Here is a 21604-nt window from a genome sequence, read left to right as displayed (position 1 = left end):
GCGACTGTTATTACACTAAAAATTACCCAAGTTTTCTTTGGGAAATTTGAAACTATCTTCATGGTTATAGCTCTTTAAGTTGTTTAAAATTACATAATATCATGCGGAGATGTATATTTCTGATTCGTATCAATATGGCTATTTAACGCTAAAGCTGATGTGTTGATATAGAAATTGCTTTTTTGAGTAGAAATATATCTAAATTTAGTCTATGCTTATAGAAACTTTAAAAAGCCTTTTCCAACGGGACTTAAACAGGCTGCGGGATGAAATTTCATTGTACAAACAAGAAGGAAATATATGGCTTATTGAACCAAATATTGCCAATTCAGCTGGCAATCTATGTCTACATTTGATTGGAAATCTTCACACGTACATCGGTGCTGAAATAGGAAAGACAGGGTATATTAGGGATCGAGCGGCCGAGTTTTCGTTAAAAGACATTCCTAGAATACGATTGATAGATCAGATAAATGATACGATTGATGTGGTTACCCGCTCATTGGATCTGTTGTCAGAAGAGAACCTGCAAGAGATATATCCCATACTCGTGTTTGAAGAAAAAACAACGACGCAGTATTTGCTCGTTCATCTGACCACCCATCTAACTTATCACCTTGGCCAAATAAATTATCACCGCCGATTGTTGGATCAACCTGATGCATAACTGAAGTATTGGGTGATCTATTCTTATTCTAAAACATAGGAAACAAATTTATAGTATGGACTTAAGAAAAGCGGTATTATCTGATGCCTTGGAGCTCGTAAGGTTGACCGAGCAACTGGGTTATCCAGCCGATATTGAAGGAATGAAAATTATTTTGGAAAGATTTGTTGCGGCAGCAGGAGTATGCTGTATTTGTGGGGATTATTGACAATAAAACAGTTGGCTGGATTCAGGTTCATCAGGTTATCAGTATGGAGACTGGTGTTTATGCGGAAATCATGGGATTGGTTGTCGATGAAGAATATCGAGGTCGGGGGCTGGGTCGATTATTATAGCATGCGACATCCGATTGGGCTAGGTCAATAGGGTGTCGCCGTTTGCGTGTTAGATGTAATACCATTCGAACCGAGAGCAATAAGTTTTATCAAAATAGCGGTTTTATACTAAAAAAGGAGCAGAAAGTTTTTGATTCTTTGCTTTAAAAGGTGAACTTTAGCCCAAATAGATATCGAGACCATCAAACATTCTACCTGTATCGACTGTTGATTTCTCGAAGACCCGACTTAGATAAAATGAGAAGAATCTTTACATTAATTGCCTGTTGCTGTGTTTTTAATTCGCATGCGCAGCGTATGGACAGTATTACCACGGTGATCGCACCTGAGTATGACCGAGTGGGATTATTGCATCGATTTTGGCTTGGAGATAGTTACCGTAAATTATACAATACTCCTGTTAAGATGCGTGTGATGGATCTCGCTACAGAGCGAGGTGGACTTCAGATCGTCAAGTTGGGCGGCGGAATGCAGACCCAGTCGCTTCGACTGGTAGATTCTTCGGGTAGGGAGTGGGTTCTCAGGTCCATTCAGAAATATCCTGAACGCAGTCTCCCAGAAAGCCTCCGAAAGACATTTGCAAAAGATATTGTACAGGATCAGATTTCGATACATCATCCATTTGGAGCATTGACCGTTCCGCCATTTAACAAAGCCTTAGGAATTCCTTCAGCCTCGCCGGAACTGGTTTTTGTGGGAGATGATCCAAGGTTTGGCGAGTATCGTGAGGTATTTAAGAATAGGGCCTATATGTTTGAGGCGCGTACCCCTTTTGAGGATCAAAAAACGGATAATAGCACAAAAGTCATGCGTAAAGTGTTGGAAGACAATGACACACAAATTGATCAGAAGCTCACACTACGTGCACGATTGTTAGATTTTACGTTGGGCGACTGGGATCGCCATCAAGACAACTGGCGTTGGGACCCTGAAAAAGAAAAAGGTAAAAAGATCTATACGCCTGTCCCTAGAGATAGGGATAAGGTGTATTATAAAACTTCGGGGGTATTTCCAACATTACTTTCCTATCAATGGTTGAAGGCCCATTTGCAACCCTTTAGTCCACATATCCGAAATGTGCCCCATTGGAATTTTAATGCAAGCACTTTTGATCATTTTTTTCTCACGCATCTTACGGAGGACGAGTGGATTGACGAAATACAATTTGTTCAGAAAACATTGACGGATTCGTTGATTCATCAGGCTATGTTAACGATGCCTGATACCATTGTGAAAATGAGCGCGAATGAACTGGAAACAAATATTCGTTCAAGAAGGGACGAACTGATGGAAAGTGGATTAACCTACTACCGATTTCTAGCCCGTGTCGTTGAACTACCATTGTCCGCCAAATCTGAATTTGTAGATGTCGATTACAATAGTGATGGTTCGGTCACTGTCAATATCCATAACAAGAAAAAGGATGGCACCGAAGGGCGAAAATTGCTAAAACGTACTTTTGTACCTGATCAGACCAAAGAAGTTCGCATATACGGTATATCGGGCGCTGATGAATATAAGTTCCATGGATCGGGCAAATCGCCCATAAAGGTTCGGATTATTGGTGGTGATGGTCAGGATTTGTACCGTACAACAGACAAATTTGCCAATGGCAGCAAAGTTTATATTTATGATGGTAAAGACCAGGTTCAGGGTACTATCCAGGTTGATGATGCTATTCATCTGAAATTGAGCAAAGACAGTGCTGTCCATACGTTTGACTATGACAATTTTGTCTATGATCGTAAAGGAGTTGTTTTTAATTTGGACTATGGCGTTGACCGCGGACTTATTTTTGGACTGGGGTATATGATCGAAAATCAAGGATTCAGAAAGAAACCTTATGCGTATAGGCATCAGTTTCTTGCCAGTTATTTGACCGGTCGCGAATCATTTATGTTTGATTACAAAGGTAATTATAAGGAACTCATTGCAGGGCATGATCTTTACATTCATCTTTCATCCCTTGGGCCCAAAAACCTGAGCAACTTCTTTGGGTATGGAAATAATACCATTTTTGATAAATCGGATTCAAAGCGCATTTCCTATTACCGAAATCGATTTGATCTTGTGAATGGTGATATTTTTCTAGAAAGATACCTAGCCCCCAAATTCAAGGTTTTCTATGGATCCTCCTCCGAATATTATAATAGTAAAGAATTAAATAATGTTGGACGATACTTTGAAGAGTTTCATGAAAAATATCCTTCGGAGCCTATCTACGGTAGTAATTTTTTCACTGGGGTCACCACTGGTATAGATTACGATACCCGCGATAATATCAGTAATCCAAAATCGGGAGTACATTTTCACACTAGATTGGGGTGGAATGCTGAAATCGGAGGGGAGGGCCGCAACTATACAAAATTACAGCATTCCATGAGTGTTTATAAAACGGTTGCCGACAACTATATTACTTTTGCTAATCGTGTGGGATTTGATGCGGTATGGGGAGATCCCTACTTTTATCAGCACGCACAAATTGGAGGAGAAATGAGCTTAAGAGGGTATAATTCTCGGCGATTTACGGGGAAAACAGCGCTTTATAATAATTTTGACATGCGGTTAAAATTATTTAGCTACTCTTCTTACATTGTTCCTGGAACAGTCGGAGCAATAGGTTTTTATGACGTCGGACGGGTCTGGATGAGCCATGAAAACTCCAATGATTGGCATATGGGATATGGTGGAGGAATTTATTTTATGCCTGGAGATCTATTAACTATTCAAGGAGTAATAGGATTCAGTAAAGAAGCAACCTTGCCCTATCTCCGGATAGGACTTTCTTTTTAAAGACCTAAAACGAAGCTTTTAAGTATAAAATGAAATCGGAGATCAAAAAAAAATTAGATAGAAATTTTGCTGAGCGTAGATTACGAAATAGCAGCATCGATTTATCTGTGCTAAAACACTATAAGAGTTACGCAAAAACTTTTGCCGACATTCATAACGGTATAGTCGTACTGAGTGACCTGACGGCAAACTGGAGTTATACCTATATGGGGACAATTGCAGAACGACTTTACCTTCCTTCATATGACAAGAAGATGGAAATAAACGGTATTTGGGAAGATTTTCTTCTCGAACGTGTTTACCCCGATGATTTGGCCATTAAGCATGCTTTGGAGCTTCAATTTCTCAACTTGGTCAAAAAAAAGGATCTGGCGGAGCGATTCAATTATCAAGCAAACAGTATACTTCGGGTCGAAGGGAGAGAGGGGCAAATCATCCAGCTGTCCCATCAGATTTTTTACTTGGACACCCCAGGACCGGAATTCCCCCAGCTGGCTTTATGCTGTTATACCTTACTACCAGAAACTGAAACTTCAATCAATCTTCGAAATTATATCCTCAATCAGGTAACAGGCGTAGTCCATCACTTAGATGGCTATGGTGCGAAAACTTCGATTAGTACACGAGAGAAAGAAATTTTAAGCTGCATCAAGGAGGGGATGATTAGTAAACGAATTGCCGAAAAACTAGGGTTGAGCATTAATACCGTTAACAGGCATCGGCAAAATATACTCCAAAAGCTTCGTGTACGAAATTCATATGAAGCAGTGAGTGTGTTTAACAAGATGCAGCAGGACATACTGACTTAAGATGACGCCCGTCTATGGGGCTGTCTTAGACGGGCGTCGATATTTTTTAGTTTGAATTATTCTCTTTCAGCCATTTGCTTCGACGTTGATCTGCAAGGTGTTTGATCGTAAAATAGTCAAATTTCGCCTGAAAGCCATTGCCGTCTGGTGAAGCTGCCATTAAACCAACCATAACAGGGTGATTATCCTGCAGCCAGGCATTCCTCATCATGATATACTCCTTGTCATCAAAAGAATAGAAAAATTCGACAGCATCTAATCGACGTATTGCTTTGATCCAAATAAAAGGGATTTCCTTATCTATTGGAATAATGCTCCAATCACTCGTTTTATGCGTAACGACCGTACTCAAATTGTATTTTCCATCCACAAATTCTATCCCTGCTTTTATATAGTTTTCATGATCAATGCGCAGCATGAGACCTGCTTGGTCAAAGCGGGTTTGGTAGTTCGCCGAGATCTTTGCCTTGACTTCAAACTCTCCCCCGCGTAGCGTATAGAAAAAGGGGGCGTCGTCTACTGTAAATCCATAATGAGAGATACGCCAATAATCGCTTTTAGGCGTAACGAACATCGAAAGTGAATTGTCTTTGATGTTCCATTCTGTTGGTTCGTTAAACCAAAGCATCTTATCCAATTTTTGTGCGCTGGCCTGCATCGTAAGCAATGGAAATAATGAAGCTGCTAAAAATGTCTTTATAGTTTTCATGTTTTTGTTTTTGTGATGATATTCATTTTCATCAGCAAAGATATTTAAGCATAGCCCAGGTTTTCAATACTGATAAATAACCATGATTTCAATAATTCATCCTATTGTAATTTATTTGCAATTTAATTGCATTTAATGTTTTTGCTACATAGTTGCAATAGTGAAAAATACTATCTTCGCTGAGTTGACTTTTAATCCACTGTAGTACCGAATCGGTATAGCAAACAAGATCGATTTCAATTTTAAACAATATAAGCAACAGCAGTATGGAATTTTGGGAACGTAATTTTATAGAGAAGCAAGAAATGTGGGGGGATGAAGCCGCAAAGTCTACAACGTTTGCAGTAGGCTTTTTTTTGGAACACAACATCAAAAATATACTGATTCCTGGGTTCGGCTACGGTCGCAACGGTCGCCCTTTTTTGGAAAATGGAATAAAAATTACAGGCATTGAGATCTCGAAAACGGCAATAGAACTCGCCCGGAAATCCTTTGGGACAAATACGATAATCCATCATGGTTCGGTTAATGAAATGCCTTTTGATCAGGATATATATGACGGTATATTTTGTTACGGGCTTATTCATCTATTGGATGCTGAAGAACGTAATGCGTTAATCCAGCATTGCTTTGACCAATTAGCTGAAGGAGGTTATATGATTTTTACGACCGTATCAAAGCTAGCGAGTATCTATGGAAAGGGGGAGGCCATAGGCACTGATCGATTTGCAATGTTTGATGGAGTACATATGTTTTTTTACGATATTGATTCCATTCATGCCGAATTCGATCCCTATGGATTAATGGAAATTAGGGAGGTAGAGGAAAATTTTCCATTCTACTTCATCATTTGTCAGAAGAGGATTAATATTTAAATATATATATTTATGAAAGATGATAGAAGCTATGAGGTAATTATCGTTGGGGGAAGTTATGCGGGGCTTTCTGCAGCGATGGCATTGGGACGTTCCTTGCGGAATGTGTTGATTATCGATAGTGGGCTACCTTGTAATCGACAGACGCCGCACTCTCATAATTTCATTACGCATGATGGTGAAAAGCCGCTTAGTATAGCGAAAAAAGCGAGGGAGGAAGTTCTGAACTACCCGAGTGTCAAGTTCCAGAAAGGGCTTGCTGTGAGCGGCATGATGACAGCTACAGGGTATGAAATAACCACCGAAAATGGGGACGTCTTTCAGGCTAAAAAGCTCATTTTTGCGACTGGTGTGGAAGATATTATGCCTAGTATACAAGGATTTTCAGCCTGTTGGGGAATTTCGGTTATCCATTGCCCATATTGTCACGGTTATGAATTCCGAAAAGGAAAAACTGCTATTATGGCCAATGGAGAGCGTGCACTTCACGTAGCGGGATTGGTCAATAATCTCTCGAACGACTTAACGCTATTGACTTCGGGTAAGGCTAGTTTTGATGTTAAGCAGAAAGCAAAACTGAAGTTACATGGTATTTCGATTATTGAAGAAGAAATAACTAAAATCCAGCATAAGAATGGATGGGTCCAACAGGTACAATTAAAAGACGGTCGTGAACTTGCCTTTGATGCTGTTTATGCTGCCATACCTTTCAGGCAACATTCGCTTATTCCTGCTATGTTAGGTTGCGAATTGACCGATCAGGGACATATAAAAACAGACAATTTCCAGAAAACAACAGTCGCGGGTGTTTTTGCCTGTGGAGATAATTCCAGTATGATGCGTTCTGTAGCGAATGCGGTTGCTGCAGGAAACCTAGCTGGAGCAATGGTTAATAAAGAACTTGTTGATGAGGTTTTTTAGTGGCCATATTGATCTGTTTTCCGGCAGTGGTGACACATTGTTAATTCATCAGGAAGTTTTTACAAAAACTTCCTGATGCGTAAATGCTGTCTTTATTAAATTTTTTTGTCCAAATTTTACTGAAATAATAGCTGCCGATAAGATAAACCGACACCAGGAAGTGATCCTTTATGATGGATAATCGTTTTAAAAGTCGACGGTTCCTACTCTACATTTGTTGAATACGTTCGGTCCGACTAGCCGTTTCCCGTCCCCATTCTGCAATAGATTCTAATAGCGGAATAAGCGTCTTGCCGAATGGTGTAAGTTCGTAATCTACTTTCAAAGGAGCTTTTTCGGTATGTACTGTACGCTTTACTAAACCATCAGCCTCAAGTTCCTTTAATTGTAAGCTTAATGTACGCTCGGTAATTAATGCACATTCTTTTCTTAATTCATTATAACGTTTTTTTTCAATTAGATGAATCAAAATTACTGCTTTCCATTTTCCGCCTATGTATTTCATAGTTAGGCTGGTACTGCATGGGTATTGTTTGTTGTCTATCAAATACATCTGTTACTATCAAGTTTGACCGTTATTGCAAATATATAATACTATATTTAAGTTTGCAACTATAAAATATATAGTTAATTTAATCTTGTATGTTATGGCTTTTTTAGAAACTGCAAAGCAACGTTACACAACGAAAAAGTATAATTCAGAAGCGCTAATTCCGGAGGAGAAAATCGCTGAATTAAAGGAAATAATCCGATTGAGTCCATCTTCCATCAATAGCCAGCCATGGAAATTCTTCTTTGTCTCTTCTGGGGAGATGAAACAAAAACTCGCTGCCGCATCCTATTGGAACGCACAGAAGATAAATGAGGCAAGCCATCTGGTTGTCTTTAGCGCACTTACCGATGTAGATCGCTTTGAAGAGCAGATCGCAAACACGCTTCCAGAGGGATCGATTAATTACTATAAGCAATTTTTGCAGTCGAAAGGGGAGGTCCATGTTCAATCCTGGATGAAGCAACAGGTGTATCTTTCTTTGGGATTTTTCCTTGCAGCCTGTGCTGCAAATCATATTGACGCAACCCCAATGGAAGGAATTGAAAATTCCGTCTACGATGAAATACTGGAACTCGATGGCTATCAGACGCTGTTTGCAGTTGCTATTGGCTATCGACATGTGGAGGATGCAAATCAGCCTGCAATTACCGCAAAATCACGTTTGACAATTGCAGATATAATTGAAGAGTTCTAGGTAAAAAAGATGAAACCAATAGTGGTTTCATCTTTTTTACATTAGTTTAAACTTATCTTTTTGCCCTGTTCGGGGAAAACATAATTTATTTTAAGTGGATTATTGTTGAGCAATTCGTTTTTAATGATTTCAGGGTTGTTACCAGTTGGTTTTCGGTGTGTGACCACTATGCTTAGCCCTTCCAAGTTTTTTAGTCCCGTTTTTTCTTTGAGCTTTACGAGTTCTTCTAGCAGCAAATTGGGGGTTAGGTGACCGAAGAGTAAATTTTCTGGCTGATTATTTGGGAAGGAGACTTCAATCAATATGCTGTTTAATTGTTTATTTTTGATCAGTGGGGTAATCTTATTCCAGAGCTTATCTAGCTGATCGGATTTTTCCACCCGGTCCGCGCCAGTATCGCCGAGGTAAAGGAGGTAGTGATTATCATGGCGGACAAGTGCTGCACTACTTTTATATGGATTTACATGGCTCAGCTCATATGCCGTCAAAGATAATGCTGTATTTGGTACTTGCATTTCCAGCCCCTCCTGTAAACTGTTGTAATGATACTTTCCTAGTATGGGTTTTTGGCCCTGATCCCCAAAATTGATCCAGGTATCCGTGATGAAATAGTGATTTTGTAGAATTTGAAGGACCGGATCAATAGCGAAAATGTTCTTTTTGCTATCGGCAGGAGAATTAATAATAAGACCCGATAGATGATCGAGATGTCCATGGGAAATGAAATATCCCTTTATTTGGTTATGCAAAATTGTTTCGACCGATCCATTTAGACTTTTCAACACAATAGCTTTTCTAATCCCCGTATTTATGGTTCCGGCGTCGAGGCAAAGGAAGGCCGTATCTCTTGGAGTGCCTACTAAATAAGCAGAAAGATTGTCTTCTTGTTCGCCACCATCTATTCCCAGCGGGACAAGGTCAAAATGCTGTGCCTGACAGGTCATGGTCACAAGAAATGTAAAAATGGAAAGCGCTAGTTTTTTCATGATTATTAAACTAAAAACCCATCCGTTGTTATAGGATGGGTTCAAATTTACGTTATTTTTTGTTTATTGGTTGAATCGGTAACGTACACCCAGCTGAATTCTCCAGCGTGAAGTTTCATCCACACTGTTCGAGAAAGTGTTGGTTAAAGGAATCTGATTTGTTGCATCTAAATACGGGAATGAGAATGTTGGTTGTCCCTGCGCATTCAATCCTTTGTAATTTAAGATACCGTTCGCTTTGTTGGCAAATTGGGCAACTCCCCAGCTTTTGTTGATCATATTACCGAAATTAAATACATCAAAAGTAATCTGCAATTGATGTTTCTTTCCGCTGGTATTTAAAAATACATCTTGCGCGATGCGGATATCCAGTGTTCCGATCATTTTTCCTACCAATGCGTTACGTTTCGCGTATTGGCCTCTGTGCGCGTTCAGGTAATTGTCCTGATTAATGTATCCGTTCAATTGAGACCATAATTGATCAGCTGTCCGAGTGTCTTGCGCATTGTCGCCAACAAGTGCAATTTCAGCTTTACTATTTGGAATGTAGATCAAGTCATTACCAGACAAACCATCATTGTTCAGGTCACCGCCATAAGTATAAGAGTAGCGAGGCCCGTCCTGCAGTTGATAAAATAAGGAGAATGTCGTTCCTAAATGATCCAGGTATTCTTTACGGTAAGAGAAGTTGGCAATAAATCTATTTTTAACCAAATAAGTTGAATAAGATAGGTCAGCGCTATTTGGATTACCCGACACATAGCGATCACGCCACATGGATTGAGCAATAGATCCTCCATCGTTCACAGATCTTGAATCTGTATAGGTATAACCGATATTTGCAAAAAATCCACCTTTGAACTCTTTCGACAATGTTCCTGTCAAGGTATAACTATAACCTTTTGATGTATTGGACATCACAATGGCGTCGGAAATATTCGGATTTTCGGGAGTAGGTTGAGCAGCACCATAAATACGTGGAGTATTGTAACGCATACGGTTATCGGCACCAACTAAAGCTTTACCGTCCGTCGTATTTAGATTGACGTTACGGAAATAGACCGAATTGATATCTTTTGAATACATGGCTTCAAAAGTACCAATAACACCGCCTGGTAATTTTTGGTCAATGGCAAGGTTCGTTCTCCAAAGCTGCATAAATTTGAAGTTATTATCCGTTACCGCCAAGTTATAACTCGAGTTGTTGGCTGCAGTTTGGTGGTTCACATTGCGATAAGCATCTACATCAGGTGTAAATGGGCGGTTTGTAGGATTATTAATAGATTCAGAACCAAACATAACACCATTATTGCCGGCCTGATTAGAAATCCATACTAATGGCGGACGACCCGTAAAGATTCCCGATCCACCACGTACCTGCGTTTGATTTGTTCCATTGACATTCCAATTAAATCCAATTCGTGGCGACCAAAGAATTGCACTCTTTGGATATTTTGATACATCGATCTTTTCACCTTGATCAAAATTCAACTTGGTTACATTATCATTTTTCAGTTCATTGGGGGATGATATGCATACGTGCTGAAATTTCTGCATAAGGAAATGACCCATCAGGTAAAACAGAATATTGGATTTGGTATTTGGTTGCGTTGGAAACATTATTTTTTGCAGAGTTGTAGAAGTCATCTAAACTGGCAAATGTATAGGCTCCATAATAGTTCGGTGCAAATCCATTGGTGGTTTTGTAATTTTCAAAATTGGCTCCCAAGGTAATCTCATGCTTTCCGGCATAAATATTAAAGTTGTTGGTTGCTTGAAATACCTTCGTCTTTAAGCTATTAAATGCTGTAAATGGTTCGTAACCAAATGCTGTCATGCTACTACCGTCGGGGTTCATGATGTCTACCAAAGGAAATGGTTGGCCACCTTTCGACTCTCTATAGTCGTTCATGACATTGTATCCTACGGTCAATGAATTAGAATATTTGCTACTGATACGCGTACGTAATTCTAAATTCACATTGTCCATGTTGTTGTTTATACCGTAGCCTGCTGAGCTGAAAGGTAGGCCAAGGTTGGACGGTTGCCGATTATTTTTGGGCGCACCACTATTGGACGGTAAGATGTCGCGATAGGAACGAAAGTAGAAATATTTAGCGCTTAAGGTATTTTTTTGATCGATATTGTAATCTAATTTAACGGAAAATTTGTCACTGCGTGTATCCAAAGGATAATCTTGATAAGATCCAGGATTATACCCGATCGATTTAAGGTAGTTGGCTAGCTCATCAAGTTTCTCCGCAGATACGGTTGAAACATTCGGCCCCGTATTTCCTCCGCGTGAAGCTATAAAATTTGTTCCTGGGTCTGTTCTTCGCTCAAGCTCGCCGCTTGCAAAAAAGAATAGCTTGTTTTTGATAATTGGTCCCCCCACGGTAAAACCATAGCCTTTTAAGCTGAAGTTGTTGACTGGTGCTCTTAGTCCGGCCGAATTGTATTTGTTGACTAAATTCTGATTTCTGAAATAATAATTTAACGAACCTTGTACTTCGTTGGTACCACTTCTTGTTACGGCATTGATTGCAGCACCGGTAAAACCATTTTGTCTTACGTCATAAGGAGCAATGTTTACTGAAATCTCCTCAAAGGCATCCATATTGATAGGTTGCGAGTTTGTTTGGCTTCCGATGGTTCCTTGTAGTCCAAACGCGTTGTTAAATAGCGCGCCATCGATGGTAAAGTTATTGGCAAGGTTGCTTCTTCCTGCAAAAGAAGGATTACCGTACTGCATCGAAAATTGAGGGGTCAGTTTGACAAAGTCTGTAAAGCTTCGATTGAGTGTGGGTAGATTTTGAATCGCTGTGCGGGAAATGTTTTGTGCCGCACCTGTTCGGCCGGAGTTGAAGACTTTGCCCTGTCTCGTACCTACAACGACAGCTTCATCCAATACTTGCGATGCGGACTGCATCTGAATATCTAATGTTGAGCTTTGTCCCAAAGCCAGTTTCTCGATCTGCTTGATATTGGGTGAATGCCCAAGATAAGTTACAGTGATTTGATAAGGGCCACCAATTCTCATATTGGGGAGATTATAGCGTCCGTCACTTCGCGATGAAGTAACGTACTTTGTCCCAGAAGGTAAATGTATGGCTTCAATTGTCGCCCCATTGATTGGCGAATTTCCCTCTCTGACGGTTCCATTCAGAGCAGAGGTGGTTTCATTTTGCGCATAGGTAAGTGAGGTACCGATTGTGCTTAGCAAAATGCTGGTAATCAAATGTTTTCTCATTTGTTTTGTAGCTGTTTAAATGACTAGGTGATTTTTAAACCGCGATAAAGGTAGGAGAGTAGTATTGATTTTGTGTTAAGTAAATATTATTTAACGGTTTCCACTGTCGTAGGTATAAACCGTTTTTTATTATTGATAATTCAGTCCAATCTTGCTTGCGGCTATTTTTTAATTTTGATTATGTTTACGTTTTTTCTTTTGTTGTTTAGTATATTCAAACCTATTTAACCGGATTGGATTTTATCGTTACTTATGACCATAAATTTTAAAAACATAGATTATTTGAAGTCTGGAAACGACGTGCAGAAAAAAGCCTATCGGTTATTGACTGACTATCAAATTACTACTCTTCTTGATGCTTATGATCCGATTGTAGTTGGTACGATACCGATTCAGCTAGATGTGGGTGGGAGTGATATAGACATTATTCTTTGTGTCGACGATTTTGATGCTCTTGAAGAAATGCTGTCTCTTAATTTTTCGAAACATGCACATTTTCGGTTACAGCGGCCGGCCGATCGTGTAATCATCTGCCGTTTCACGATTGAAGAGCAGCTTTTTGAAATTTATGCAACGGATAAAGCAACTGAAATTCAGAATGGATACTTACATATGCTTAAAGAGCATGAAATTATTCAATTGAGGGGTGGAGAATTCGCTGAACAGGTCAGACAGCTCAAGAGGAGTGGGATAAAAACTGAGCCTGCATTTTGTCAGCTATTGGGAATTGAAGGCGATGCATATACAGAACTTCTAAAGTATAATCCAGCAGATAACACGATGAACTATGAATGATTTTAATCTATAATAGAATGAATCCCCTAGTTGAACAGTTCAAAAAATATGGCTATCTCAATGAAGCAATTGAGAAAGCGGTAGAAAATAGAACGCGTTATTTCTTTAAGAAAAAGGGCGAGCATTTTTTGAGAGAAGGGCAGCATTTATCCAGTTATTTTGTTTTAAGTACAGGATTACTACGAGCTTATTTTTTTAAAAACGGACGTGAAATGAACAGCTGGTTTGGTGAGGAAAACCAGATTTTTGGATCGATTTTACCCGTTTATACTGAAAAACCCTCTTTTGAAAATATTCAGCTTCTTGAAGATTCCGAGATCTATGCTATTTCTGTAGACGATTTAAATGAATTGTATAGAATTTATCCTGAACTAAATCTTATCGGTCGGAAGATTGCCGAGGAGGTTTGTATTATTCTTGAAGAACGGATTATGTCCCTGCATACCGAATCTGCAGTAGAACGATATCAATCGCTCATACGCTTACAGCCCAATTTGTTAAATAGAATTAATCTCGGTCATATTGCATCATATTTAGGGATTACACAAGAAACACTTAGTCGGATCCGGCGATAAGGTACGATTTTGATATAAGTCAAAAAATGCCCCTCATTTAGCGATTATCTTTGCTGTAGAAATTTAAACTATTGAAAATGAATTGGATTGCATTGATCATCGCTGGCATTTTTGAAATTGGCTGGCCGCTCGGATTAAAAATGGCTCAACAGCCAGATTCAAATAAATTGGGTTGGATCATATTGGCTATTGTTTCTATGAGCATTAGTGGAGGATTATTGTTTTACGCTCAAAAGGCAATTCCTATCGGTACAGCTTATGCCGTATGGACAGGTTTGGGAGCTGTGGGAACATTGATTGTTGGAATCTTTTTTTTCGGAGATTCTGCCAATATATTTAGGCTCCTTTCAGCAACATTGATCGTCGCTGGAATTATCGGTTTAAAAATATTCTAAAAAGCCACAGGAAATGCTATTTATGTTAGGGAAGATTTAAATAAATTATAAAGGTGAGCTCAATTTGCTTGACTAGAATGTTCAAAGTCGTTTGAAACGCACTTTTTTAATCAAAACTCCTTATAAAAGAGTAGGTTGGGATGATTTTTGCTTGATAATCAAATTATGAGGCGAGAACTAGCAGAAAAAATAGAATTGTATAGTAAAAGGTACGGCCTATTTATGCGGCCGGAGTATATTAGCTTTGCTCGGGACACGACAAGACTTTTGCTTCGCAATGAATGTCTCCGTGAAGGTGATATAAAAGCGTACCAAGACTATATTGCTTCGCATTATCCGGAAGATCTTCCCTGGGAAATGAAACAATATCAGGAAACGACCAAAGCATTGGAACGAATGAGTAAGGAAATGGCAATTGCTTGGGTGAATACGCATCAAATCAATATTTTCGAATCCGATATTTTTATCGATGATGAAGATTCAATTTTGCGCCCTATTCAGTCAAAGGATGAAGATATGTTTCGCTATAATTTTAATGCGTTGGAAGAACTCATCTACAATCACCAAAGACCAGAAGATCTATTTCGGCGGAATAGGGATTGTTTTTGGATAGATACAAGAATTGAATGGCGGTAGTAATACTTCTTGCGATATTTTTTATAATCGAGACGCTAAAACAATTTTTTGTTTTAGCGTCCAAGTCCTTCGCATATCTGAAGGACTTTTTTTATAAAAGCTTTATTTTTAGATTTCTAAACGATACGCCTCTCGACCAATCCTGCAGTGCTAATTTCCCATTGATATGCTTACCAAACTCCGGATAATCTTTGAAATTACTATGCTTTACTAAATCTTTCCATTTAGCTGAATTAAAATCCATTTCAGCGGTGATTTTTCCATTTAGGAAGAATGTAATTTTTCCATCTTTCTGAACGATACTGGATTCATTCCAATCATCTTGCGTTTTAATGTTGACAAAGTTTTGTTGCGGTAGAAATGTATAAAGACAGCCCGAACGCTTTAGCGGTTTATCAAAATCAGGATGGGAATCTGCCAACAGTTGGTACTCCGGTCCAGAATGGTAGGTCGCATTAATATCGGGTCTTTCCTGTACGTTGACAAAAACGCCACTATTTCCCTCTTTTTCCAGCTTCCATTCAAACTTAAACTCATAATTTTTATACTCTTTGTCCGATACCAAGTCGTATTTTTGGCTTTCACTGTTTGGGTCACAGTAAATTGTTCCATTTTTTACAATCCAGGCCGTGGGCGCATTTTTGCTATTATTGTACGTATGCCAATTGTTGAGCGTGCTACCATCAAATAAAAGTTGCCAGCCATTACTTTGCTCTTCTTCTGTCAATGTATTGGGACTGCTTTTTTCATTTTGACAGGAGAGTAAAATACAGCCCAGAAAGACCCATAAGGTGATTTTTTTGAAAAGGTTTAAGTTTATCATTGTTTTTATTTTTATAAGTGTCTTTTTAATACGTTTTCCCAACCAATATGTATTCCCTAAAATAATTTTTAATGTGAACTTTTGGAGACAATTTCATATTCCTTTGCAAATTTGTTACATAGTGCTTCTGCTAATACTTATCCCGAGGTTCACATATTCTCCCATTCATTCATGAATTTTCAAAATGTGCTGGCCCATCATTTTAAAAGATAAATCGGCTCAAGCCGTCTATACTTTTTTGGTCACCTTTCAAGCATAGATGACAAGGTACACATTATAATGATTTGATCACATTTTTAGCATAGTCATTCTCATTTTGATAAAATAACCTTATCAAAATGATAGGATTATCCAATTCTATTTTGTGACTTATTTTTTTATAGCATCTGATTAATAGTGTTTTATGATGTTTTTCGGCACAGTGGAACAGGATTTGGCTTATGGGGACAAATGAATGTAAATATGAAAACAGGACGGAAAAGAAAAGTATGTGGTAAGAGTCCGCCGAGGGGGACGATCGGCAAAGCTACTAGCATTAAATTCAAGTTTAAAAAATGAAATCGCAAGTCACTAATAAAGTTTAACAATGGTAATAACAATCATACTCATCATAACTGGACTATTTTTCTTCTGGTTATTCTATAAAATGGTCGACTTTTTCGGCAAAATATAAAATAAATAATATGAAAGAGAAGCAAGAAAATAAAGGCAGAGGTTCCGCTCATAATGTGTCGGGCGACCGTATAGCGAAGGTCATCGTAGTGGTATTGATTATTGCAATGATTTTTCAACTCTATATCGGGTAGATTTTGATACATAGTTTTACGAACAACATGAAAAAATTAAATCAATACGGTGCAGGTTTGTATATGGCGCTCCATTATAAAGAAATCCGATCAGAGATTAGTTTCCTATTACGGAAGCACAATTTTGCAGGAGCTTTACAGGCCGTTATTAATCATCTTCGGAGCTTAATAGTACTGCAAAGCACGGACAAAATTTGCCAGCATATTCATTTCCTCGGAATGATTTATGGACGAGGAAACAATTATGTAAAATACATTTTGGAAAATCTTTTTGTTAGATCTTTAGGAGGTCTTCGACGTATAAGTTCGGTCCATGCATGGGCAGAAATCGAAGCCCAGCTACCAACACCATTTTTAGAGGTCCTCAAAGGACAACAAATCCATAACCTTCTAATATCAAAGTAAATGACAGCTTTATTTATTGTAGCACTACTGGTTTTTACATACATCTGTTATGTACTCTTAAGGCCAGAAAAATTTTAATAACAAGATTACTCATTCGTCATTGTCAGCGATGAAACTGCGCTTTCAGTCAGTCCTTTTGGCATTACGAAGTCAAAAGAAGGGCTTAAAGTTAGCTGACGATTGATCATGATACACTTTTTATACAAATCAATTAAAGAAATGAATACAGAGATTCTTGGAATCATAGTGATGTTCATCGTAACATTACTACTCGGACTTCCCCTCGGGAAATATATAGCTAAGGTATATGGTAACGAAAAGACCTGGTTAGATCCATTGTTTCAACCATTGGAACGTTTTTTTTATCGAGTGACAGGAATTAATCCCAATGTTCAGATGACTTGGCAACAGCACCTCGTTGCTCTTCTGACAATTAATCTAGTGTGGTTCGTGTTGAGTATGGCTATCCTGATGAATATGGGAAGTTTGCCTTTAAATCCAGATGGAAATCCTGGAATGACTGCTGATTTGGCTTTTAATACCAGTATATCCTTTTTGGTTAACTGTAATCTCCAACACTATTCTGGGGAGTCGGGCGTGAGTTATCTAGGACAAATTTGGCTCATGTTTCTCCAATTCGTGACTGCAGGCGTGGGAATGGCTGCTGCAGTGGTTATTTTTAAAGCTTTTAGGGATAAAACAACAACGCAATTGGGCAATTTTTACGATTTCTTTGTGAAATCTTGCACCCGCATTTTACTCCCTATCTCGGTCCTGGTTGCTGCCATTTTCGTGTTCCAAGGCATGCCGATGACATTCGAAGGTAAGGACCGTATGATTACGGTTACTGGAGATACCGTACAGGTAAGTCGAGGACCAGTAGCTGCCTTTGTTCCAATTAAACATCTAGGAACAAATGGAGGTGGTTTTTTTGGTGCGAACAGTGCGCATCCATTCGAAAATCCCAATTATTTGACCAACATGGTGGAAATGATTGCCCAGTTTATTATCCCGATGGCGATGATATTTGCATTCGGCTTTTTTATTCGCAAGCGTAAATTTTCATGGATGATGTTTGGCGTGATGACCATTGGGTTTATCATCCTGACGATTCCAAATATAAAAATGGAAATGGCTGGAAATCCAGCGATCGCACAGATGGGTATTGATAAGTCTATGGGGGCTATGGAGGGAAAGGAAGTACGTATTGGTGCCGCAGCATCCGGCTTTTGGAGTATTGTCACAACGATGATTTCGACGGGATCAGTCAATTCTATGCATGATAGTTACATGCCCTTATCTGGTATGAACGAACTGATAGCCATGATGGTGAATGCCTTTTATGGCGGTGTGGGCGCGGGGATACTCAATTTCTTCATTTTTATTATACTTGCCGTTTTCATTAGTGGCTTGATGGTGGGGCGCACACCAGAGTTTATGGGTAAGAAAATTGAAGCGCGCGAAATGAAAATCGCCATGATTGTTGCTCTTGCCCATCCTTTTCTAATCCTTGTCGGTACAGCACTTGCGACAGCGTTTCCAGCCCAAGGTGCTTCTACATTGAATAACCCTGGATTCCATGGTTTTAGTGAAATATTGTACGAATATACTTCGTCCGCAGCCAACAATGGTAGTGGTTTTGAAGGTCTTGGAGATAATACCATTTGGTGGAACATTTCGACGGGTATCGTATTGTTACTCGGCCGATTTATACCGATTATAGGCCCAATTGCTATTGCTGGGTTATTGGCTGAGAAGAAATTTATACCTGAAGGCGAGGGAACGCTAAAAACTGATACAAGTACATTCGGTTTAATGGTATTCGCTGTGATCGCGATTATTGCAGCACTCTCTTTCTTCCCTGCGTTGGCACTGGGTCCAATTGCGGAATATTTTTCCATGTAATACGTAAAAATTAAAGAATTCTAAAAATGAGCAGTCAACAAACATTGTTTCAGAAAGAGCTTGTACAACAAGCGTTAAAGCAATCTTTCGTGAAGCTAAATCCTAAAATAATGTTCCGTAATCCAGTGATGTTTACCGTGGAAATCGGGACGTTGATTATGGCCGTGGTTTGTCTTTGGATAATGACCGGAGAAAAATCACAAGGTACACTTGGTTATAATTTTACAGTATTTCTTATCCTATTTTTAACCTTGCTGTTTGGCAATTTTGCGGAGGCAATTGCCGAAGCCCGCGGAAAGGCGCAAGCAGATAGTCTTCGGAAAACTCGGGAGGAAACTCCTGCAACCCTGCGCGATGGTGGGGTCGTTTCATCCGCTCAATTGAAAAAAAATGATGTTTTTGTTTGCCAGGCTGGTGATGTAATTCCATTGGATGGGGAAATTATCGAGGGGTTGGCGACAATAGATGAAAGTGCAATTACCGGTGAATCAGCACCGGTGATCCGCGAGGCTGGGGGCGATAAAAGTTCAGTTACAGGTGGCACCAAGGTTTTATCCGATCGAATTGTCGTGCAGGTAACGACAGAACCGGGTGAAAGCTTTCTGGATAAGATGATCGCACTGGTCGAAGGGGCAAGCCGCCAAAAAACACCTAACGAGATTGCCTTAACCATCCTTTTGGCAGGTTTTACACTTGTTTTTATTATCGTAACGGTGACCTTAAAACCATTTGCGGATTATGCCAATGTCGGTATCACCATTGCTTCGTTTATTTCACTTTTTGTCTGTCTGATTCCAACGACAATAGGTGGTCTTTTATCGGCGATTGGTATCGCGGGAATGGATCGCGCACTTCGTGCAAATGTTATTACAAAAAGTGGCAAGGCAGTTGAAACGGCGGGTGACATTGATGTCTTGTTGCTTGATAAAACTGGAACCATTACGATCGGAAATCGTAAGGCGACAAATTTTTATCCCGCCGATGGTGTCATGAAAGAAGCGCTGGTACGTGCAGCAACATTGAGCTCCATGGCGGATGAAACACCAGAAGGGAAATCAATTGTCGAATTGGCTGGTGTCAACCCATCGAGCTATAAGGTCGAAAACCCGGCATTCATTAAGTTTACCGCCGAAACCCGTAGCTCGGGAATAGACTTTGAACAGACACGTATTCGTAAAGGTGCAACAGATGCTATTCGAAATATCATTGTAAAGGCTGGAAATCTATTTCCTCAGGAAATAGATGAGCGCGTAAAGCTTATCTCTCAAAATGGGGGGACCCCATTGGTCGTAGCCGAGAATGAACAAGTACTCGGTGTCATAGAATTGCAGGATGTGATAAAACCCGGGATTCATGAACGCTTTGAAAGGTTGCGAAAAATGGGTATTAAGACTGTTATGGTGACAGGAGACAATCCGTTAACGGCCAAATATATTGCCGAAAAAGCTGGGGTGGATGATTTCATCGCCGAAGCGAAACCCGAAGACAAGATGAACTATATCAAAAAAGAACAGCTTGACGGGCGATTGGTCGCCATGATGGGGGATGGTACAAACGATGCTCCGGCACTTGCACAAGCGGATGTTGGTGTAGCAATGAATAGCGGTACGCAAGCTGCAAAAGAGGCTGGAAATATGGTCGATCTCGACAATGATCCGACCAAATTGATCGAGGTTGTGGAGATAGGTAAGCAATTGTTGATGACCCGGGGTACGCTGACAACATTCAGTATTGCAAACGATGTTGCCAAATATTTTGCGATTATTCCGGCCCTGTTTATTGCGGCAATACCGGCGCTTCAAGGTTTAAATATTATGCAGCTCAGTAGTCCACAAAGCGCCATACTATCGGCTGTCATCTTCAACGCAATTATTATCCCATTACTGATTCCTTTGGCATTAAAGGGAGTTGCATACAAACCTATAGGCGCAAGCGCATTGTTACGGAGAAACCTGCTCGTTTTTGGACTTGGTGGAGTGCTCGTTCCATTTATTGGTATCAAGGTCATAGACCTGCTGGTTTCGCTATTTATCTAATACATTTTTAATAATTAAAGCAAAGATGAAAACACATATATATCCAGCAATAAAGATTACAATAGTTTTATTGCTCCTGCTGTCAGTTGTATATCCGGCCCTTGTTTGGGCAATAGCTCAGATAGCACCTAATCATGGAAAAGGGGAAATGCTAGCGTACAACGGGCAAAAGTATTACAGAAATATTGGACAGGCCTTTACGCGTGATGATTACTTCTGGTCGCGTCCTTCCGCTGTTGGTTATAATGCAGCAGGATCGGGAGGAAGTAACAAAGGACCCTCTAATGGGGAATATCTTTCGGAAGTTAAGGCCCGTATTGATACGTTCTTAGTCCACAATCCCACCGTAAAACGCGAACAGGTACCGGTAGACATTGTTACAGCCAGTGGCAGTGGTTTGGATCCAGATATCTCGGTAGAGGCCGCAAAAATACAAATCGATCGTGTTGCGAAAGCAAGAGGTATATCGGTAAATAGCTTACAGTCTCTCGTTGATGCTCACGTTCAGACCCCTCTATGGAATATGTTTGGACCTCGCAAAATCAATGTCCTTGAACTAAATATTGCTTTGGACAAGATGGTTGAAAAATAAAATTGACCTGATGGGTCATTGATTTACACTTTACAAGAACGATA

At 39.6% G+C, this 21604-nt stretch carries 24 protein-coding genes; 18 read left to right on the top strand and 6 right to left on the bottom strand.

What is annotated here, in order from left to right; all coding sequences use genetic code 11:
• Nucleotides 1-211 precede the first annotated feature (211 nt).
• The 5 genes from B3E92_RS00915 (at nt 212) to B3E92_RS00900 (ending at nt 4604) form a co-directional block, all read left to right on the top strand.
• Nucleotides 212-667 carry a DinB family protein gene (locus B3E92_RS00915; RefSeq protein ID WP_286894905.1) on the top strand — a complete coding sequence of 152 codons (456 nt, stop codon included), beginning with the start codon at nt 212-214 and terminating at the stop codon, nt 665-667.
• A 55-nt stretch (nt 668-722) separates the two neighbouring features.
• The gene (locus B3E92_RS00910) at nt 723-875 is read left to right on the top strand and encodes a hypothetical protein (protein ID WP_286894904.1); all 153 of its coding nucleotides are present in this window, start codon (nt 723-725) and stop codon (nt 873-875) included.
• Entirely contained in the window at nt 862-1002 is a 141-nt protein-coding gene (locus tag B3E92_RS24310) for a GNAT family N-acetyltransferase (RefSeq protein ID WP_353681975.1), read from the top strand. Before B3E92_RS00910 ends, B3E92_RS24310 begins: the two co-directional genes overlap by 14 nt.
• Before the next feature lie 237 nt (nt 1003-1239).
• Nucleotides 1240-3795, top strand: coding sequence for a BamA/TamA family outer membrane protein (locus tag B3E92_RS00905; RefSeq protein ID WP_286894903.1), 2556 nt, complete (start codon nt 1240-1242; stop codon nt 3793-3795).
• Between the two features lie 29 nt (nt 3796-3824).
• Complete coding sequence (locus B3E92_RS00900; RefSeq protein ID WP_286894902.1) at nt 3825-4604, top strand: helix-turn-helix domain-containing protein; 780 nt, start codon at nt 3825-3827, stop codon at nt 4602-4604.
• 46 nt (nt 4605-4650) lie between these two features.
• Here B3E92_RS00900 and B3E92_RS00895 read toward each other — a convergent pair whose 3' ends face one another.
• Nucleotides 4651-5313 carry a DUF1349 domain-containing protein gene (locus tag B3E92_RS00895; RefSeq protein WP_112376172.1) on the bottom strand — a complete coding sequence of 221 codons (663 nt, stop codon included), beginning with the start codon at nt 5311-5313 and terminating at the stop codon, nt 4651-4653.
• A 266-nt stretch (nt 5314-5579) separates the two neighbouring features.
• Between B3E92_RS00895 and B3E92_RS00890 the strand changes: the two genes are divergently transcribed.
• Nucleotides 5580-6188: a class I SAM-dependent methyltransferase gene (locus tag B3E92_RS00890; RefSeq protein ID WP_070565463.1), complete on the top strand. Its 609-nt coding sequence runs from the start codon at nt 5580-5582 to the stop codon at nt 6186-6188.
• Between the two features lie 12 nt (nt 6189-6200).
• Nucleotides 6201-7109, top strand: a complete 909-nt coding sequence (locus tag B3E92_RS00885) for an NAD(P)/FAD-dependent oxidoreductase (protein WP_070565461.1) — start codon at nt 6201-6203, stop codon at nt 7107-7109.
• Nucleotides 7110-7317: 208 nt separating this feature from the next.
• Here B3E92_RS00885 and B3E92_RS00880 read toward each other — a convergent pair whose 3' ends face one another.
• Nucleotides 7318-7614: a winged helix-turn-helix transcriptional regulator gene (locus B3E92_RS00880; RefSeq protein ID WP_201303552.1), complete on the bottom strand. Its 297-nt coding sequence runs from the start codon at nt 7612-7614 to the stop codon at nt 7318-7320.
• A 142-nt stretch (nt 7615-7756) separates the two neighbouring features.
• Between B3E92_RS00880 and B3E92_RS00875 the strand changes: the two genes are divergently transcribed.
• The gene (locus tag B3E92_RS00875) at nt 7757-8356 is read left to right on the top strand and encodes a nitroreductase family protein (protein WP_112376174.1); all 600 of its coding nucleotides are present in this window, start codon (nt 7757-7759) and stop codon (nt 8354-8356) included.
• 41 nt (nt 8357-8397) lie between these two features.
• Here the strand turns inward: B3E92_RS00875 and B3E92_RS00870 are convergent, their stop codons facing one another.
• The 3 genes from B3E92_RS00870 to B3E92_RS00860 form a co-directional block, all read right to left on the bottom strand.
• Complete coding sequence (locus B3E92_RS00870; RefSeq protein WP_286894901.1) at nt 8398-9342, bottom strand: MBL fold metallo-hydrolase; 945 nt, start codon at nt 9340-9342, stop codon at nt 8398-8400.
• Nucleotides 9343-9405: 63 nt separating this feature from the next.
• On the bottom strand, nt 9406-10899 hold the full coding sequence (locus tag B3E92_RS00865; protein WP_286894900.1) for a hypothetical protein: 1494 nt from the start codon (nt 10897-10899) through the stop codon (nt 9406-9408).
• Nucleotides 10859-12592: a TonB-dependent receptor gene (locus B3E92_RS00860; protein ID WP_286894898.1), complete on the bottom strand. Its 1734-nt coding sequence runs from the start codon at nt 12590-12592 to the stop codon at nt 10859-10861. Before B3E92_RS00860 ends, B3E92_RS00865 begins: the two co-directional genes overlap by 41 nt.
• Nucleotides 12593-12874: 282 nt before the next feature.
• On the opposite strand from B3E92_RS00860, the gene B3E92_RS00855 reads away from it, so the two are divergent.
• The 4 genes from B3E92_RS00855 to B3E92_RS00840 all read left to right on the top strand — a co-directional run bounded on the left by B3E92_RS00855 (nt 12875) and on the right by B3E92_RS00840 (nt 14993).
• Nucleotides 12875-13387 carry a DUF4269 domain-containing protein gene (locus B3E92_RS00855; RefSeq protein WP_286894896.1) on the top strand — a complete coding sequence of 171 codons (513 nt, stop codon included), beginning with the start codon at nt 12875-12877 and terminating at the stop codon, nt 13385-13387.
• 17 nt (nt 13388-13404) lie between these two features.
• Nucleotides 13405-13962 (top strand): Crp/Fnr family transcriptional regulator, encoded by a 558-nt coding sequence (locus B3E92_RS00850; protein ID WP_070565449.1) that lies wholly within the window; start codon nt 13405-13407, stop codon nt 13960-13962.
• 77 nt (nt 13963-14039) lie between these two features.
• Nucleotides 14040-14357 (top strand): DMT family transporter, encoded by a 318-nt coding sequence (locus B3E92_RS00845; protein ID WP_046674567.1) that lies wholly within the window; start codon nt 14040-14042, stop codon nt 14355-14357.
• Nucleotides 14358-14522: 165 nt separating this feature from the next.
• Nucleotides 14523-14993 (top strand): hypothetical protein, encoded by a 471-nt coding sequence (locus B3E92_RS00840; protein ID WP_286894894.1) that lies wholly within the window; start codon nt 14523-14525, stop codon nt 14991-14993.
• Between the two features lie 91 nt (nt 14994-15084).
• Here B3E92_RS00840 and B3E92_RS00835 read toward each other — a convergent pair whose 3' ends face one another.
• Nucleotides 15085-15816: a 3-keto-disaccharide hydrolase gene (locus tag B3E92_RS00835; protein ID WP_286753825.1), complete on the bottom strand. Its 732-nt coding sequence runs from the start codon at nt 15814-15816 to the stop codon at nt 15085-15087.
• 683 nt (nt 15817-16499) lie between these two features.
• Here B3E92_RS00835 and B3E92_RS00830 point away from each other — a divergent pair.
• The 6 genes from B3E92_RS00830 to B3E92_RS00810 all read left to right on the top strand — a co-directional run bounded on the left by B3E92_RS00830 (nt 16500) and on the right by B3E92_RS00810 (nt 21560).
• A complete protein-coding gene (locus B3E92_RS00830) occupies nt 16500-16622 on the top strand; it encodes a hypothetical protein (protein ID WP_256604641.1) in 123 nt (40 codons plus the stop codon).
• 27 nt (nt 16623-16649) lie between these two features.
• Entirely contained in the window at nt 16650-17027 is a 378-nt protein-coding gene (locus B3E92_RS00825) for a DUF7674 family protein (protein ID WP_112376186.1), read from the top strand.
• Complete coding sequence (locus B3E92_RS24305; protein ID WP_084823209.1) at nt 17028-17105, top strand: potassium-transporting ATPase subunit F; 78 nt, start codon at nt 17028-17030, stop codon at nt 17103-17105.
• Nucleotides 17106-17246: 141 nt separating this feature from the next.
• Entirely contained in the window at nt 17247-18932 is a 1686-nt protein-coding gene (kdpA, locus tag B3E92_RS00820; protein WP_286894893.1) for a potassium-transporting ATPase subunit KdpA, read from the top strand.
• 26 nt (nt 18933-18958) lie between these two features.
• Nucleotides 18959-20968 carry a potassium-transporting ATPase subunit KdpB gene (gene kdpB, locus B3E92_RS00815; RefSeq protein WP_286894892.1) on the top strand — a complete coding sequence of 670 codons (2010 nt, stop codon included), beginning with the start codon at nt 18959-18961 and terminating at the stop codon, nt 20966-20968.
• A gap of 25 nt (nt 20969-20993) precedes the next feature.
• Nucleotides 20994-21560 (top strand): K(+)-transporting ATPase subunit C, encoded by a 567-nt coding sequence (locus tag B3E92_RS00810; RefSeq protein ID WP_070565439.1) that lies wholly within the window; start codon nt 20994-20996, stop codon nt 21558-21560.
• Nucleotides 21561-21604 lie beyond the last annotated feature (44 nt).

Origin of the sequence: Sphingobacterium sp. UBA6317, from assembly GCF_002440385.1 — a bacterium.
In the GTDB taxonomy this organism is placed as follows: domain Bacteria; phylum Bacteroidota; class Bacteroidia; order Sphingobacteriales; family Sphingobacteriaceae; genus Sphingobacterium; species Sphingobacterium multivorum.
The sequence above is the reverse complement of the archived record's forward strand: the minus strand, read 5'-3'. Positions and strand labels throughout refer to the sequence as shown.